General features: G+C 72.1%; 14 protein-coding genes. 7 read left to right on the top strand and 7 right to left on the bottom strand.

The window, feature by feature from the left end; genetic code table 11:
- Positions 1-295 precede the first annotated feature (295 nt).
- Entirely contained in the window at positions 296-1,951 is a 1,656-nt protein-coding gene (locus Sm713_RS20495; protein WP_212911023.1) for an FAD-binding dehydrogenase, read from the bottom strand.
- A gap of 210 nt (positions 1,952-2,161) precedes the next feature.
- Between Sm713_RS20495 and Sm713_RS20490 the strand changes: the two genes are divergently transcribed.
- From Sm713_RS20490 to Sm713_RS20460, 6 genes are all read left to right on the top strand, one after another.
- Complete coding sequence (locus tag Sm713_RS20490) at positions 2,162-3,055, top strand: DMT family transporter (RefSeq protein ID WP_212911022.1); 894 nt, start codon at positions 2,162-2,164, stop codon at positions 3,053-3,055.
- Between the two features lie 8 nt (positions 3,056-3,063).
- On the top strand, positions 3,064-3,798 hold the full coding sequence (locus Sm713_RS40545) for an NUDIX domain-containing protein (protein WP_249416409.1): 735 nt from the start codon (positions 3,064-3,066) through the stop codon (positions 3,796-3,798).
- A 9-nt stretch (positions 3,799-3,807) separates the two neighbouring features.
- Positions 3,808-4,200: a YidH family protein gene (locus tag Sm713_RS20475; protein ID WP_212911021.1), complete on the top strand. Its 393-nt coding sequence runs from the start codon at positions 3,808-3,810 to the stop codon at positions 4,198-4,200.
- Complete coding sequence (locus Sm713_RS41490; RefSeq protein ID WP_308293170.1) at positions 4,197-4,637, top strand: DUF202 domain-containing protein; 441 nt, start codon at positions 4,197-4,199, stop codon at positions 4,635-4,637. The genes Sm713_RS20475 and Sm713_RS41490 overlap by 4 nt, the downstream gene beginning before the upstream one ends.
- Before the next feature lie 224 nt (positions 4,638-4,861).
- Positions 4,862-5,929 (top strand): phosphotransferase family protein, encoded by a 1,068-nt coding sequence (locus Sm713_RS20465; RefSeq protein ID WP_212911020.1) that lies wholly within the window; start codon positions 4,862-4,864, stop codon positions 5,927-5,929.
- A gap of 5 nt (positions 5,930-5,934) precedes the next feature.
- Positions 5,935-7,149: an acyl-CoA dehydrogenase family protein gene (locus tag Sm713_RS20460; RefSeq protein ID WP_212911019.1), complete on the top strand. Its 1,215-nt coding sequence runs from the start codon at positions 5,935-5,937 to the stop codon at positions 7,147-7,149.
- Between the two features lie 265 nt (positions 7,150-7,414).
- Here Sm713_RS20460 and Sm713_RS20455 read toward each other — a convergent pair whose 3' ends face one another.
- From Sm713_RS20455 to Sm713_RS20435, 5 genes are all read right to left on the bottom strand, one after another.
- Positions 7,415-7,954 (bottom strand): helix-turn-helix domain-containing protein, encoded by a 540-nt coding sequence (locus Sm713_RS20455; protein ID WP_212911018.1) that lies wholly within the window; start codon positions 7,952-7,954, stop codon positions 7,415-7,417.
- A 377-nt stretch (positions 7,955-8,331) separates the two neighbouring features.
- On the bottom strand, positions 8,332-8,553 hold the full coding sequence (locus tag Sm713_RS20450; RefSeq protein WP_212911017.1) for a hypothetical protein: 222 nt from the start codon (positions 8,551-8,553) through the stop codon (positions 8,332-8,334).
- A 170-nt stretch (positions 8,554-8,723) separates the two neighbouring features.
- Positions 8,724-9,317, bottom strand: coding sequence for a TetR/AcrR family transcriptional regulator (locus Sm713_RS20445; RefSeq protein ID WP_212911016.1), 594 nt, complete (start codon positions 9,315-9,317; stop codon positions 8,724-8,726).
- Between the two features lie 85 nt (positions 9,318-9,402).
- Positions 9,403-11,070: an AMP-binding protein gene (locus Sm713_RS20440; protein ID WP_212911015.1), complete on the bottom strand. Its 1,668-nt coding sequence runs from the start codon at positions 11,068-11,070 to the stop codon at positions 9,403-9,405.
- On the bottom strand, positions 11,067-11,846 hold the full coding sequence (locus Sm713_RS20435) for an SDR family oxidoreductase (protein WP_212911014.1): 780 nt from the start codon (positions 11,844-11,846) through the stop codon (positions 11,067-11,069). The genes Sm713_RS20440 and Sm713_RS20435 overlap by 4 nt, the downstream gene beginning before the upstream one ends.
- 224 nt (positions 11,847-12,070) lie before the next feature.
- Between Sm713_RS20435 and Sm713_RS20430 the strand changes: the two genes are divergently transcribed.
- Positions 12,071-13,345 carry an exo-beta-N-acetylmuramidase NamZ domain-containing protein gene (locus Sm713_RS20430; protein WP_212911013.1) on the top strand — a complete coding sequence of 425 codons (1,275 nt, stop codon included), beginning with the start codon at positions 12,071-12,073 and terminating at the stop codon, positions 13,343-13,345.
- Between the two features lie 212 nt (positions 13,346-13,557).
- On the opposite strand, the gene Sm713_RS20425 is transcribed toward Sm713_RS20430, so the two are convergent.
- Complete coding sequence (locus tag Sm713_RS20425; RefSeq protein WP_212911012.1) at positions 13,558-16,440, bottom strand: penicillin acylase family protein; 2,883 nt, start codon at positions 16,438-16,440, stop codon at positions 13,558-13,560.
- Between the last annotated feature and the right edge of the window lie 243 nt (positions 16,441-16,683).

Here is a 16,683-nt window from a genome sequence, read left to right as displayed (position 1 = left end):
ACGACGCAGCTAGCGAGCAGATGATCACGCGCAGTAAACCGGTAGGGAGGAGTCCAGTCAAGGCTGCTGCGATACGTACACGTGTCAACTCAGCCTTGCCCACCAAGAATTGACCGGTCCGAGACTCCGCCTTGGAACGGCCGCCGCGTTCCACTCCGAGGCCCGGGTCCCGGGCCTCGGCTCGCCCGCACCCCCTCACTTACCGGGGTCCGCCCCCGGGCCGGCCCCGGCGAGTCAGGCGCACCGGCGGGCAGGCACAACGGCGCGGCAGCCGCACCCCCGCGCGAACCCGCGCTCAGGCCACCGCGCGCGCCGCTGCCCGCCCCGCCGTGCGCCCCGAGAAGAGGCAGCCGCCGAGGAAGGTGCCCTCCAGGGAGCGGTAGCCGTGCAGGCCGCCCCCGCCGAAGCCGGCGGCCTCACCGGCCGCGTAGACGCCGGGCAGCGGCTGGCCGCCGTCCGTGAGCACCCGGCCCGACAGGTCGGTCTCCAGGCCGCCGAGCGTCTTGCGGGTCAGGATGTGCAGCTTCACCGCGATCAGCGGGCCCGCCGCGGGGTCCAGGATGCGGTGCGGGGCCACGGCGCGGATGAGCCGGTCGCCGAGGTAGGCGCGGGCGCCGCGCAGAGCGGTGATCTGAAGGTCCTTCGTGTAGGGGTTGGCGAGCTCGCGGTCCCGGGCGACGAGGGTGCGGCGCAGCTCGGCCTCGTCGATCAGGGGCTCCTCGGTGAGCGCGTTCATGCCGCGCACCAGGTCGGGGATGTTCTCCTTGACGACGAAGTCGGCGCCGTTGTCCATGAACGCCTTCACGGGCCCGGGCACGTCGGCGCGCGCCCGCTCGACGACGCCGCGGACCGACCGGCCGGTCAGGTCCGGGTTCTGCTCGGAGCCGCTGAGCGTGAACTCCTTGGCGATGATCCGCTTGTTGAGCACGAACCACGTGTGGTCATGGCCCGAGTGCATGATGTGGTCGAGGGTGCCCAGGGTGTCGAAGCCGGGGAAGAGCGGCACCGGCAGCCGCTTGCCCGTGGCGTCCAGCCAGAGGGAGGAGGGCCCGGGCAGGATGCGTATGCCGTGCTGCTCCCATATGGGCTCCCAGTTCCGCAGGCCCTCCGTGTAGTGCCACATGCGGTCGCGGTTGATCAGCCGCCCCCCGGCACGTTCGGTGACGCCCAGCATCAGCCCGTCGACGTGCGCGGGCACCCCGGCGACCATCGACTCCGGGGGCGTGCCGAGCCGCTCGGGCCAGTGCTCGCGGACCAGCTCGTGGTTCCCGCCGATGCCTCCGGAGGTGACGATCACCGCCTGGGCGCGCAGTTCGAAGGAGCCGGTGACGGTCCTGCTGCTGGGCTGGCCGCGTTCGATGTCCGAGGGGTCGAGGACCTCGCCGGTGACCGTGTCGACCCCGCCCGCGCTGCGCTCCAGGCCGGTGACCCGGTGCCGGAACCTCATCTCGACCAGGCCCCGCTCCTCGGCCGCCCTGACGCGGCGGACGAAGGGCGCGAGCAGGCCGGGGCCCGTGCCCCAGGTGATGTGGAAGCGGGGCACCGAGTTGCCGTGGCCCATGGCGTCGTAGCCGCCCCGCTCCGCCCAGCCCACCAGCGGGAAGAACCGCACGCCCTGCTCGAAGAGCCAGGAGCGCTTCTCACCGGCGGCGAAGTCGACGTAGGCCTCGGCCCACCGCCTGGGCCAGTGATCCTCGTCACGGTCGAAGCCGGCGGTGCCCATCCAGTCCTGGAGCGCGAGGGCGTGGCTGTCCTTGATCCGCATGCGTCTCTGCTCGGGCGAGTCCACGAAGAACAACCCGCCGAAGGACCAGTGCGCCTGACCACCGAGGGACTGCTCCGGCTCCTGGTCGAGCAGGATCACCCGGCGGCCCTCTTCGACGAGTTCAGCGGTCGCCACGAGCCCGGCCAGGCCCGCACCGATCACGATGACATCTGCGTCGTAGGCCATGTACATGTCCCTCTCGCTCCGGTTCCGGGACTCCGCCCGGCCGGTTGTCGATCAATCGGTCGCTGGTAGATGCTCGATGAAACAGCGCGTGCACGTCAATGTGCCGCTCATGTCACCGAGAAGGCGATCGGGCGCACGGGGCGCTATCGTCGGCTCAGGACCACATCCCCCGCGGGGTCCTTTGGGCCCTGCTGTCGTGAGGTGCGCCGCTTGTCCGCTCTCGAAGTCATCCTCGCCCTGTGTTCCGCCTGCTGTCTGGGCTTCGGTTTCGTGCTCCAGCAGAACGCGGCACAGCAGGCACCGCTGCGCGACTTTCTGTCCTGGCGGCTGCTGCTCGACCTGGCGCGCTCACGGCGCTGGCTCGGCGGCATCGGCCTGATGATCTGCGGTCTCGTCACGGGCGCCATCGCCCTGGGACGGGGCGACATCTCGTCGGTGGAGCCGCTGCTCGCGACGAACCTGCTGTTCGCCCTCGCGCTCTCGAGGCACCAGACGAAGCAGCCGCTGGGACGCCAGGGCTGGACGGGCCTCATCCTCCTGGCAGGCGGTGTCACGGCGTTCATCGTGGCCGGCCAGCCGGAGGGCGGAAACGCCGTCTCCGACCCGGTGCGGCACTGGCTGATCATAGGCCTGATGGTGGGCGGAGCATTCGCGCTCACAGCAGTGGCGAAACGCAAGCCGCTCGCGGCAGGCCCGGTTCTCCTGGCCGTCGCGGGCGGTTTGCTGTACGGCGTACAAGACGCGCTCACCCGGGTCTGCGGGGAGCGGCTCGCGAACGGCGGCTGGTCCGCGGTCTTCGAGAGCTGGCAGCCGTACGCCATGGTCACCCTCGGCATAATCTCGCTCATCCTCGTCCAGAGCGCCTTCGAGACGGCGCCGCTGCGGATGTCGCTGCCCGCGCTGACGGCGACGCAGCCGCTGGCCGGCATCGCCTGCGGGGTGGGCTTCCTCGGCGACCGGCTGAACACCTCGGTGGGGGCGCTGGCCTCGGAGGCGGGCGGCCTGGCGGCGATCGTGGGCGGCATCGTGCTGCTCGGCCTCCACCCGGCGATGCCCCGCGGCTGCGCGCCCGTGGAACGCGTCCCGGACATGCAGTCCCATTGAGCGGCCGCGTGCATCCTGACGCCCACCGGCATCGCGGCTCCGGCGCGCACGCCGGAGCCCAGGTGAACCCCGCGGACGAGCTCCTCGACATCGTCGACGAGCAGGACCGCGTCGTCGGGCGGGCCCGCCGCGGTGAGGCCTATGCCCGCGGGCTGCGGCACCGCTGCGTGTTCATCCAGGCCAGGAACGCCGAGGGCCGGGTCTTCGTGCACCGCAGGACGCCCGGCAAGCTGGTGTTCCCCTCGATGTACGACATGTTCGTCGGCGGTGTCGTCGGGGCGGGCGAGTCGTACGACGACGCGGCGCTGCGGGAGGCCGAGGAGGAGCTGGGCGTGACGGGCCTGCCACGGCCGGTGCCGCTCTTCCGCTTCCTGTACCGGCCGGGCGAGGACTCCGTGGGGGACGGGGGCCCGGTACGGGACGGGGGCCCGGTACGGGGCGAGGACGCCCTGCGAGGCGAGAACCCGTCGCGGGGCGAGGGGCGAGCGCCGGGCGGGGACGGGGCGGCGGGCGGTGGCGCCGTCGGCGGTGGGGGCGATCCCGCAGCCGGTGGGGGCTGGTGGTCCGCCGTCTACGAGGTCCGCTGCGACCTGCCGGTGCACCCGCAGGTCGAGGAGGTCGCCTGGCACGACTTCCTCACCGACGCCGAGATCGAACGCAGGCTCGTCGAGTGGCCCTGGGTGCCGGACGGCCTGGACGCCTACCGGCGCCTGGAGGACTTCCGGCCCCGCCGGCGTGAGTAGGGTGCGGATGTGATCGACCTCCGTACCTCCGTTCGACTCTGGTTCGCGCCCGACCGCATCTCCGAGCAGGGCGAGACGCCCGACTACCGGTTCTCGCTCGCGAACGAGCGGACCTTCCTCGCCTGGCTGCGGACCGCGCTGGCGCTGATCGGCGGCGGATTCGCGGTCGACCAGTTCCTGCCCCACCTGCACTCCGGCTGGCGGGTGGGCCTGGCGCTCGCACTGCTCGCGGCCGGGGTGCTGTGCTCGCTGCGCGCCATCAACCACTGGGTCCGCTGCGAGCGCGCGATGCGGCACGGCGAGGACCTTCCCGTGTCCCGCTTTCCGGCGCTGATGAGCGTGGTGATCGCGGTGGTGGCGCTGGCCATGGTCGTCGTGGTGCTCGGGGGCTGGGCCGGGTGAGCGGCCCGCGACGCGACCCCGGCCTGCAACCCGAGCGCACCCGCCTCGCCTGGCGGCGCACCACGCTCACCTGCACGGTGACGGCGGTGCTGGCGGTCAAGGCGACGCTGCGCGACGGCACGAGCGTGGTGCCGTGGCTGCTCTGCGCGCTCTGCGTGGGCCTGTGGATGGCCTTCATCGGACTCTCGCACCGCCGCATACGGCTGCTCAGCTCGCCGGGTTCCTCTGCCGCTCCTGGCTCCCTCTCCCCGGGCTCCACGGGCCCACCTGCCTCCTCCCCCGCCTCCCCTACCTCCCCCGGCTCCCCCTCTGGCGGCCCCCTCTCCCTGGATTCCTCCGGCCCTCCCGTTCCGCGCTCCCTCGCCCCCCGCCTTGCCCTGGCGGCGGCCGCGTGCACCACCGCCTTCGCCCTGTGCGCGGCGGCGCTGCTGTTGTGAGGTTGCCGCGCTGGGGAGCCGCGAGGAGGCGGGCGTCACCGGCCGCCACGGCCCGGGATGCAGGAGACCGCGACGGCACCGGTGAGACGGGGCAGCGCGCCGGATAGCAGAATGCACACTGGACTACATACCGACTGGTCGGCATGATGTGAGGGCATTGTCATCCCGGTGTCACGGTGCGTTTAGTGGACAGCCACCGCACAGCGAGCGCAAGGAGCGAGAGCATGGGCCGAGACCACCCGCCGGGGCTCGACCTCGACCGGCTGCGGGAGCTGCTGGACCGCGAGCGGCCCGGCCTGGTCACGGGGCCGCTGACCGCCCGGCTGATCGAGGGCGGCAGGTCCAACCTGACGTACGACGTCGGCGACGGAAGCTCCCGCTGGGTCGTGCGCCGTCCCCCGCTCGGCCACGTCCTGGCCACCGCGCACGACATGCGCCGCGAGCACCGGGTGATCAGCGCGCTCCGGCCGACGAGCGTCCCGGTGCCGGGCACGGTGCTGCTCTGCGAGGACGAGTCGGTGCTCGGCGCGCCCTTCTACGTCATGCAGCACATGCCGGGCACGCCGTACCGTACCGACCAGCAGCTGGCGCCGCTGGGCCCCGAGCGGACCAGGAGCGTGGTGCTGAACCTGGTCGACACGCTCGTCGACCTGCACTCCGTCGATCCCGAGGCGGTCGGCCTCGGTGACTTCGGGCGGCCGGAGGGCTTCCTCGACCGGCAGCTGCGCCGCTGGGGCAAGCAGCTCGACTCCTCCCGCAGCCGGGACCTGGCCGGCATCGACGAGTTGCACGCCGCCCTCGCCCGCGCCCTGCCCCGCTCCCCCGCGCCCACCGTGCTGCACGGCGACTACCGGCTCGACAACGTCCTCATCGACGGCGACGACACCCTCACGGCCGTACTCGACTGGGAGATGTCGACGCTCGGCGACCCGCTGACCGACCTCGGGCTGCTGGTGATGTACAGCGTGCCGCTCGGCCTGCCCGACTCGCCGGTCAGCACCACCGCGGCGGCACCCGGGCACCCGGATCCGGCGGAGCTGGTGGAGCGGTACGCGGCGCGCTCCGGGCGTGATGTCTCGGCGGTGCACTGGTACACGTCGTTCGCGTGGTTCAAGCTCGCCGTGATCCTCGAAGGCATCCACTACCGCTACACGCTCGGGCAGACCGTCGGCCCCGGCTTCGACCACATCGGCTCGCTCGTCCCCGTCTTCATCGAGCACGGTCTGAGCACGCTGCGCGGGCTCCCGTCCAGCGGGGCGTCCGGCACTCCACACGACCCCCAGGAAGGCTGACGGTCATGGACTTCGCGTTCGACGCGCGCACCGAGGAACTCCGCGAGAAGCTGCTGGCCTTCCTGACCGACCACGTGTATCCGGCCGAGTCGGTGGCCGGGGAGCAGCGCGCGGGGCTCTCCTCGCCGTGGCAGGTCCCGCCGGTGGTGGCCGACCTCAAGGCCGAGGCGCGCCGGCAGGGCCTGTGGAACCTCTTCCTGCCCGACGAGCGGTACGGCGCCGGGCTCACCAACCTCCAGTACGCGCCTCTCGCCGAACTCACCGGCCGCTCCCCGCAGCTCGCCCCCACCGCCCTGAACTGCGCGGCGCCCGACACCGGCAACATGGAGGTGCTGGCGCAGTTCGGCGGCGAGCAGCAGCGCAAGCAGTGGCTGGAGCCCCTGCTCGCCGGGGAAATCCGCTCGGCGTTCGCCATGACCGAGCCCGAGGTGGCCTCGTCCGACGCGACCAACATCACCACACGGATCGAGCGGGACGGCGACGAGTACGTCATCACCGGCCGCAAGTGGTACATCTCCGGAGCGATGAACCCGGACTGCCGGATCTTCATCGTGATGGGCAAGACCGACCCCGAGGGCGCCGACATCCGCCGCCAGCAGTCGATGGTGCTGGTGCCCCGGGACACGCCGGGCCTGACGGTGCGCCGCGCGATGACGGTGTACGGCTACGAGGACCACTACCACGGCGGCCACGCGGAGGTCGTCTTCGACGGGGCCCGGGTGCCGGTGGGCAACCTGGTCGGCGAGGAGGGCGGCGGCTTCGCCATCGCGCAGGCCCGGCTCGGCCCCGGCCGCATCCACCACTGCATGCGGCTGATCGGCATGGCCGAGCGTGCCATCGAGCTGATGTGCCGGCGGGCCGTCGCCCGCACCGCGTTCGGCAAGCCGCTGGCCCAGCAGGGCGTCGTCCAGGAGTGGATCGCGGATGCGCGGGTGGCCGTCGAGCAACTCCGGCTGCTGGTGCTGAAGACGGCCTGGCTGATGGACACCGTCGGCAACCGGGGCGCCCACACGGAGATCCAGGCGATCAAGATCGCCACGCCCCGGACCGTCGCGGACATCCTGGACCGGGCCGTGCAGTTGCACGGCGCGGGTGGGGTGAGCCAGGACTTCCCGCTGGCGGAGCTGTGGGCGGCGGCGCGGACGCTGCGGCTGGCGGACGGGCCGGACGAGGTGCACCAGAGGTCGCTGGCTCGCCGGGAGCTGCGCTCCTACCTGTGACCGCCGGGGGCACCGGCTCCCCTCGGCCCGAGGGTTTCCACGGCCTGCTCCGTCGAATCCCCGGTAGCCGGGGGCGTGGTGAGCCGTGAGCGGACTTCCCAGGGTGTCCGGGCCGTGGTCGCACCGGCGCAGCAGGCGGTCCTCGGCGTCGAAGTAGGGGGTCCGCACGGCGTTGTGGGCGGTGGTGTGGTCGGGGAGCTGCCGGCCGAGGCGGTGAACCGTACCTGCGTGAGGTCACGCCGGCGAGCCAGGCCGCGGGCGTCCGTCAGACGGGTTGAGGTACGGCGAAGAGCCGCAAGAAGGGTTCCAGCAGTTCGCGGCGCCCGGACAGCTGGACCAGTCCGCACGTGGCCGCGTTCATGAGCTCCCGGTAGGAGGGCAGCCGGTCCGGCTGGAAGGTGATCACCAGATCGGGGTCGGCCGGGGCGGGGCCGACGCCGGCTGCGAGTTTCCCGTCGGTCACCACGAGGTGCACCACCACGTCGGGCGCGCGGATCTCCCACGTCGCGGTCATCCCCACCGCCGCGTCCGGGTGGAACGCGGCCCGCAGGTTCACGGTCACCGACTCGGGCGTGACGATCTCACCCGGCCGCGGCTCGCCCATATGGACGGCACCCCAGCGGCCGAGGGTGAGGATGGCCGGCTCCAGCTCCTGTCCCACGGGAGTCAGGGCATAGAGGACTCCCCGCTGCGGTGCCGGCGCGATCCGGCGTTCGACGATGCCCGACTGCTCCAGTTCCTTGAGGCGCGTGGACAGCACGTTCGTGGGGAGGCGCTCACCCGCGTTCGGGGCCGGACAGCTCATGTCATGCGGCGGGGCCTGCTCTGGGCCCCGCCCGCGCGGCCGTGAACGTAGGCGAACGAGACGGAACCTGAGACCGTCCGCGACCGGCCGACCCATGGCCGGCTCCAAGCCACCGTCACCGATCGAAGCTAGCTCGCCTTGCGCCGAGCCGTGCCCATGTCCGAGACGGATGCCTGGTCATTCTCGATCAGGAAGGTCTCGTTATTCCCGAAGTCCGGGGCCTGGAAGGGGTTCGTCGTCGGAGGCGGCGATGCCGCACCGGCGTAGCGGGTCGCCCCTTCCGGAGCGGAGAACAGCGAGGTCAGTTCGATGAGAGGTCTTCCATTCGTTACAGGGCTGTACGGAACCTGGCATGCCGTGAACCGGGCACGACGGTCCTACAGCTTGATCATCTTGTTGTACGGGCTCAAGATCCGCTGTTGCATCGAACCGAAATCGACGAGCGCCGCGATTCCTTCCTCGATGCTGATCACCCGGCCGAGGCCGTACATGTCGTGCGTCACCCGGTCGCCCACGGCGAAGTGCTTGGGCGGGGGCGGGACGGGGGCCTTGAAGGGGCTGGTAGGCAAGTAGCGCTTCGGTGCACCTGGCTTTGTCATTGGAGCCAGTATGCGCCTACCCGGCGCCGTTCGCCGCGACCGTTCGCGGCCTCTGTTCGACACGGCCCTGACAACGGAGCCCGTTTCGAGCGGGTGCTCCGGTGATCATGCCCCGGACCTGGGAACAGCCCGGGGCCGCACGGTCACGGGAGCCGGGTTCCACCCCCCCTTCAAGGCCGCAGCGCCCGCAGCAGCAGGTCCGCCAGGTGGTCCGCCACCTGCTGCGGGCTGAGGGGGCCGTCCGGGCGGTACCACGTGGAGAGGTGGTGGACGGAGCCGAAGTGGTAGTCGACGACCAGGTCCGCCGGGGTGGCGGTGGAGAAGACGCCCGTGCGCTGGCCCTCCTCGATCAGGGCGCGGAACCGCTCGTGGTAGCGCCGTCGCTCCGCTCGTACCTGGCGGTTCTTCTCGGGGCTGAGGTGGTGCATGGAGCGGAAGAAGATCGCCGCGTCGTCCAGGTTGTCGATGGTGGTGACGACGACGTCCGCGGCGGCGTCGCGCAGGCGCTGCTCCACCGGCGCGTCGGCGTCGGCGAACGCGTCGAGGCGCTCCTGCTGGAGGCGGAGGACACGCGCGTAGACCTCCTGGAGCAGGTCCTCCTTGGAACCGAAGTAGTGGTACAGCGCGCCCTTGGTCACCCCGGCCGCCTCGACGATCTCCTGGACGGAGGTGCGGTCGTAGCCGCGGTCGGCGAACAGGCGTGTGGCGGCGGCCAGCAGACGCCGGGGGACGGGTTCCCCGTTTCCGTCCGTCGTTGTGGGCACTGCCGCCACCCGCCTTTCCGTGTTGTCCCAGGCGCCCGTGCGCCGTTCTTCAGGCGCCCGCGCGCCGCTCTGGTTCCTGCCGGTCCTACTCCGCGGGGGCTCCCCCGGCGCGCAGTTCCCGCCGGAGGATCTTCCCACTGGTGGTTTTCGGCAAGTCGGGCAGGATCTCGACACGTCGCGGGTACTTGTACGCGGCCAGCCGCTCCCGGCAGTAGCCGGCCAGCTCGTCGGGGTCGGCGGCGGCTCCGGGGCGCAGGCTCACGTACGCCTTCACCGTCTCACCGCGGTAGCCGTCCGGCACGCCCACGACCGCGGCCTCGCGCACCGCGGGGTGGGTGTAGAGGACGTCCTCCACCTCGCGGGGCCAGACCTTGAAACCGGAGGCGTTGATCATGTCCTTCTTCCGGTCCACCACGTAGAGCCAGCCGTCGGGGTCCATGAAGCCTATGTCACCGGTGTGCAGTTCCCCGTTCGGGAACGTCTCCGCGTTGGCGTCGGGGCGGCGCCAGTAGCCCGGTACGACCTGGGGACCGCTCACCAGGATCTCGCCCTGCTCCCCGAACGGCACGTCGCGCCCGTCGTCGTCGGCGATCCGCACCACCGTGTCGGGCCCGGGCACTCCGACCGCGAGCGTGCCGGAGACCGGGTCGACCGGGGCCTCGCGGTCGGGCGGCACGGAGGCGCAGGGGGCGGTGCACTCGGTGAGTCCGTAGCCGTTGTGCAGGTAGGGGCCGAGGCGGTCGCGGAAGTTCTCGACCAGGGCGGGCGGCAGCGGCGCGCCGCCCGAGGAGATGATCCGGAACGAGGCGAAGTGGTCCCGGGTGACCTCCGGGTGCGCGGCGAGCGCCATGAACGCGGTGGCGGGCCCCACCGTGTAGGCGGGTCGGTGCTCGGCGAACGCGTCGAGCACCACGCCCGGCTCGAACCGGTAGGTGAGCGCCAGCGTCCCGGTGCCGACGACGCACGCGGACAGCTCGCAGACCATGCCGGTGATGTGGAAGAGCGGCGCCAGCGCGAAGTACACCGAGCCGGCGGGCAGCGCGTGGCCGGTGCGCTGCCGCTCGGCGTTGTACATGATGTTGCCGTGGGTGTTGGTGGCGCCCTTGGGGGTGCCGCTGGTGCCCGAGGTGTAGCTGATCAGTGCGGTGTCGCCGGGGCCCGGCGGCGTGACGGCGGGGGCCGGGTGGCCCGCGCGGGCGGCGGCCACCAGGTCGGTGGCGTCCTCGGCCGGCGGGCGGCGTTCGAAGGAGAGCACGCGGGGGTCGTCGCGGCTCTGGAGGTCGCGTTCACAGGCGGTGAGCACGGTGTGCACCGGCGTGCCGGCCGCGGCCTGGCGCAGGTAGCCGTCCCAGGCGCGGTCGGTGCAGACCAGAGCGGCGACCTCGGCGTCCTCAAGCACGTGGCGGACCTCGGCGGACTTGTACATCGGGTTGACGGGCACCACGACCGCGCCGGCCTTGAAGGCGCCGAGCAGCGCCAGCACGAAGTGCGGGGTGTTCTGGAGCATCAGGGCCAGCCGGTCACCGGGTGCCACACCGCGTGCGGCGAGGTGGCCGGCGACCGAGTCGCTGAGCTCGTCGGCCTCGCGGTAGGTGATCCGCCCGTCGAAGTAGGCGAGGGCGGTGCGGTCGGGTGCGGCGCGGACGGCGGCGGCGAAGGCGTGCACCAGGGAGTCCGGCGCGTCGACCGGCGCGCGCTGGGCGTCGGTGAGCACGGCGAGCCAGGGCTTGTCGGCGTAGCGGGCGGCGGTCATGCCTGCATCCCCTCCCATTTCTGCTGGAGCCGGTTCATGCCGTTCAGCCAGCGGTCCGGCTCGGTCGCACGGGCGCGGTAGTACTCGGCGACCTCGGGGTGCGGCAGGATCAGGAAGCGGTCCTCGGCCATGCCCGCCATGAGCGCGGCGGCGACGTCCTCGGGTTCGATGGCGTTCGGCGCCAGCACCAGCTCGCCCGCCGTCCCCGCCGAGGTGAGCATGTCGGTGCGCACGCCCTGCGGGCAGATCGCGTGGACCCTGACGCCGCGGTGCCGGTAGGTGAGCGAGAGCCACTCCGCGAAGGCGTACGCGGCGTGCTTGGTGACGCTGTAGGGGGCGGCGCCGACCATGGTGAGCAGGCCTGCCGCGGAGACGGTGGAGACGAAGCGGCCGCTGCCGCGGGCCAGCCAGTCCGGCAGCAGGACGTGCGCGGCGCGCACGTGCGCCATCACGTTGACGTCCCAGGCCCCGGCCCACGCCTCCTCGTTGGCGGCCTCGGTGCCGCCGGTGCCGACGCCCGCGTTGGCGCAGTAGACGTCGACCGTCCCGCCCAGGGCGTCCCGGGCGTCCGTCACCGTCCGCGACGCGTCGCCGGGCACCGGGATGCCGTCGCACTCGGCGGCGACGGCCTCGGCCTTCCGGGCGTCCAGGTCGTTGACGACGACGCGGGCGCCGGCCGCGGCGAAGGCGCGCGCCAGTGCGGCGCCGATACCGCCGCCCGCGCCCGTCACCACCACACGCGCCCCGTCCAGGCTCGCTTGAAGGCTGTCCACCATCGGTCTCCCTCGACTCGGCTGCCACGCCAGACTAAGCGGTCGGTCAGGCGACCTGGAAGAGGGATGTCCGGCGACCTGGAAGAGGGGCGTCCGGGGTCCTGGAAGAGGGAACTGCGGCGACCGGCCGTATCCGCTTCGTTCCACGGGCGCGGCGGGCGCGCTAGCGTGCGGGCGGACCGGTGTGACGATCACACCCCTTCATGGCGCCCGTACGGAGGTACGACATGAACGTGCACAGACGGAGTCTGCTCGCCGCCACCGTGGCATCCGCGGCGGTGACCGCGGCCGGCACCGCACCCGCCGTGGCCGCAGGCCCGGGCCCCGGAGCCGGCCAGGGCCCCGGAGCCGGCCGGGGGCTGCGCACCGGGTTCGAGCGGCTCGCCGCGGACGGCTACGCCCTGCTCGACGGCGAGAAGGTCGGCATCGTCACCAATCCGACGGGCGTCACGCGCGACGTCCGGCACATCGTGGACGTGATGCACGCCGACAAGCGGGTGAACCTGGTCGCGGTCTTCGGCCCCGAGCACGGCTTCCGCGGCACGGCGCAGGCGGGCGGCTCCGAGGGCCGCTACGACGACCCGGCCACCGGGCTGCCGGTCTACGACACCTACCAGGTCAGCGGGCAGAAGCTGGCCGACGTCTTCACCACCTCGGGCGTGGACACCGTCGTCTTCGACATCCAGGACGCCGGCGCGCGCTTCTACACCTACATCTGGACGCTCTACGACTGCATGGAGGCCGCCGCGCTGGCGGGCAAGCGCTTCGTCGTGCTGGACCGGCCGAACCCGGTGACCGGGCGGAACGCCTACGGCCCCGTGCTGCACGAGGAGTTCGCGAGCTTCGTGGGCCGCAAACCGATCGCGCAGCAGCACGGCATGACGGTGGCGGAGCTGGCCCGGCTGTACAACGGCGAGTTCCTGGACAAGCCGGTGCCGCTGGAGACGGTGCTGATGACGGGCTGGCGCCGCTCGGACTTCTACGAGGCGTCCGGGCTGCCGTGGGTCCTGCCCAGCCCCAACATGCCGACCGTCGACACGGCCCTCGTCTACTCGGGCACCTGCCTCTTCGAGGCCACCAACCTCTCGGAGGGCCGCGGCACCACCCGCCCCTTCGAGCTGCTGGGCGCGGACGGCATCGACCACCGGTGGGCGGACGCCGTGAACGCGCTGGACCTGCCCGGTGTGAACTTCCGCGAGGCGTACTTCGCGCCCACGTTCAGCAAGTTCCAGGGCAAGACGGTGGGCGGTGTGCAGCTCCACGTGCACGACCGGGAGAGCTACGACCCGGTGCGCACCGGGATCGCCCTGCTGGTCACCGCGAAGAAGGTCTGGGACGGCTTCGCCTGGCGCCCCGACAACGACATCGACACGCTCACCGGGAGCACCCTGGTGCGCACGATGATCGACGCGGGCGCCACCGGCGACGAGGTCGTGGCGGCGTGGCAGGACGAGCTGGCGGCGTTCCGGGCGGTGCGGCGGAAGTACCTGCTGTACCGCTGAGACCGGCCGGTGGGACCGGCTCGGGACGCGGCGGCCCGGCCCGCCGGCTTGGGACGGGTCCGCCCCGCCCGCCGGCTTGAGACGTGTCGGCCCTGCCCGCCCGCTTGGGACAGGTCGGTCCCGCCCGCGCCCCGAGGGAGAGCCGGGCGGGCCGCGGAGGAGCGCGGATCGGGGCCCCGGCAGCCGTGCCCGGGGCCCCGTCGTGCGCCCGCCTACCGGTGGCTCGGGAACTCCACCACCTGCTGGTAGGTCGGGCGGTTCTGCCACTGGATCGGAGCGTGCTTGATGCCGCCCAGCGGGCGCTGGATGATCGCGTCCGCGCACCACTGGTCCCCCGCGTCGCAGGAGTCATCACCGGGGTACACGGTGGTCGCGGGCTCGGCGGCGGCCTGCTTGAGGCTGCTCAGCAGCGCGTCCCGGCAGCCGTCGAGCGTCCCGCCGCCGCAGTAGGCGCTGCCCAGCGGCCCGTCGACCGGCTCGCCCAGCACCGTCCTGATGTCCTTGTCGACATATCCCCACCAGCCGTACTGGAACGAGGAGCCGGCGTGCCCGCCGGTCGGCCCGTGGCCGGCCGAGGGCGACTCGTCGACCGTGAGGTCCGCCGTCAGCGCGTTCCACAGGTCGTCGCCGAGGCCCGGCCGGAACTCCGCCTCCACCAGCTTGGGCCACCAGGCGTCCATGATCCGCACGGCGTCGGCGTGCGCGTAGGCGTGCGAGCCCGCGGAGGTCTCCTTGCGCTGCGCGCCGCCCGCCTCCCAGGCGTCGAGTTGCTGCACGGCCGCTGCCGCCACCGGATCGTCGACCGGCTTGCCGCGCAGCACCTTCAGCAGCTCGGGAAGGACCCGCTCGCCGCGCAGGTCGGTGACGGCGGCGTCCGCCATCGCCCGGGTGAGCGCGGCCCGGGTGACCCCGCCCTGGCGGACCAGCTTCGCCACCCGCGCATCGAGCAGGTCGGCCCGGTGCACCGCGCCGAAGCTGAAGGAGGCGGCCGAGTAGTCCTTCGCCTGCTTGTTGTTCCAGGAGACGTAGTAGTCCTGGTCGACGGAGTTGGGGTGCTCGGCGTCGGGGGTGTAGGCGGAGGTGTTGTCGGCCGGGTCGAAGTCCTTCCACTCGTAGGCCGGCTCCGCCTTCACCGGGAAGGACGGATCGACGCCCGCGGCGCGCTGCGGGTTGGTGCCGCTGTTGAAGTACGCGATGTCGCGGGAGTCGGCGTAGAACCAGTTGAAGGTGTAGTTGATGTGGGCCGCCGCCTGCTCGAAGCTCTTGGCGTCGGTGACGAACGTGGGGTCGTTGAGCATCTGGAAGCCGACGATCGAGTCGGCCTCGTGGCGGTAGCTGGAGCGCAGCAGGGTGTAGGCCACCGGTTTGCCGCCGACGGTGGCGCGGTGCGTCACGATGCCGTAGTTCGTCCGGAAGACCTGCATCCGGTAGGAGCCGGCGGCGGTGGAGTCGGCGAGGGTCGGCTTCCAGGAGTTGGTGCGCTCCAGCTTCTCCATCGGGGTGCAGGTGCCGTGGTAGAGGTAGCCGGCGGACTGCTCGGTGGGGGTACCGCCGGCCGGGTCGCAGAGCTGGACCGCGTAGGTGTCGATGATGTCCTGGGCGGCCGTGGTCGCCGACCAGGCGTAGTCCTGGCCCCGGCCGAGTTGCACGTACATGCCGACGCCCGCGAAGGACGCGCCGTGCGCGCTGATCCCGGGGCCCTGGAGCTCCTGCATCATCAGCAGCTGCGGCGCGAAGTAGCCGGTCTGCGGTCCGAAGACGGCGACCGGGTGGCCGCTCGCGGTGTGCTTGCCGGAGACGAGCAGCGCGTTCGACATGCCCTGGACCGCGCTGGCGTCGCCGTGCCGGGAGAACAGGTCGGCGGGGAGCACGCCCTCGTCGAAGATGCCCTGCGCCGGCTTGAGCTTCGCGGGTGCCTCGACGGGGTCCTTCTTCTGCCGGGCGCCCCGCTGCGCGGAGCCGGTGCGGTCGAACACCAGCGGCTCGGGCTTGACCGAGCCGGGGTCGGGCAGCGCCTCGCCCTGCGGGTGGTCGGGCTTGCCCGCATAGGGGAAGGAGCTGCCGTCGTGGAGGGTCAGGACCGCCTCGGGGTCGTTGCGCTCGCGGAACGACTCCCAGATCCGGGTGCCGTCCGTGACGCCGTACTTCTGCTGGGCGGCGAGCAGCGAGAGCGCCGCGTCGACCTCTCCGCCGCCGCCCCCTCCGAAGAGGCTGCCGACCACCGAGGCGAGCGCGATCATGTCCGTGATCTTGAACGGCTCGATCTCGCCTGCGTTGGTGATGGGGTCGATCTTGCCGGTGAGGTCGTACTCGCCGGGGAAGGTGCGGTCGTTCTTGGCCTTGACGCGGTAGGCGTTCAGACCGTCGATGTAGGCCTGCGCGTCCGCCATGGCCTGCTCGCCGCGCGCCCCGCTGTGTGACCTGATGTAGTCGACCTGCTTCTGGAGGTCCTCCTCCGTGTACGGGGCCTGGGGCCAGAACTGCTGCTCAAGGCCCTGGTTCGCCGCCGCGCCGCCGGCGAACGAGGTCAGTTCGCCGCGCCCCACGTGCCGGAAGAGGTCGATCAGCCAGAGCCGGTCCTGCCCGGCCGCGTAGCCCGCGCCGAACTCCGTGCCGTACCGCGTGGTGCCCTTGATGTGGGGCACGCCGAACTTCTTGTCCCGGGTGATCGCGACGTCGTCGCGCGGACGGGTGACGGAGGCCACCTGGTCGGCGGGCACTCCGAAGGAAGAATCATTGAAAAACCGCGTGAGTGTGTCATCGGTGAGCGACGGGTAGCCGGAGGACAGGGCATCGTACGGCCCGAGCTCGTCGTCGGCATGTGCCGGCTGCGAGCCGAGCACCTGGTTGGCCAGGATCTCGGCGAGCGTGGCGCTGCCGTTGGCACCGGGCGGCAGGATGTCGGTGCACTGTCCGGCGCAGTAGTCGCCGTCGGCACGGGCGTCGGCGACGGCTGGACCGGCCGGGGCCCAAAGACCCAGAGCGGCCACGAGAACAGCGGTGACTCCAAGGGATCCGAGGGTTTTCGTCGGGCGCAGGCGGCGTCTTCTGCCGAAAAGGGCGCCGATCTCGGTACGTGGGGTGCGGCGGCGCATGTGCGGCTCCTCCCTACGGTGATGAGCCGGAAGGTTACCGGTGGTATCCACGGTGGTGAAGATGAACACACGTCACGTTTTCGCCATACCGCACCCCGCCGGTGAGGCGCTCCGGGTCGGCGCGGAGAACCGCCGGGAAACGGAGGGAGCCGATACGGCTCGCGATACGTCTACTCGGAGACGTTCGACGAGTCGGCACGTCGGGCGTCGCCGTGGAACACAAGTGCAGGTGTGACGGAGGTG

Source organism: Streptomyces sp. TS71-3 (assembly GCF_018327685.1).
In the GTDB taxonomy this organism is placed as follows: Bacteria; Actinomycetota; Actinomycetes; order Streptomycetales; family Streptomycetaceae; genus Streptomyces.
Note: the sequence above shows the minus strand (reverse complement) of the source record. Positions and strands in the feature narration are given on the sequence as shown.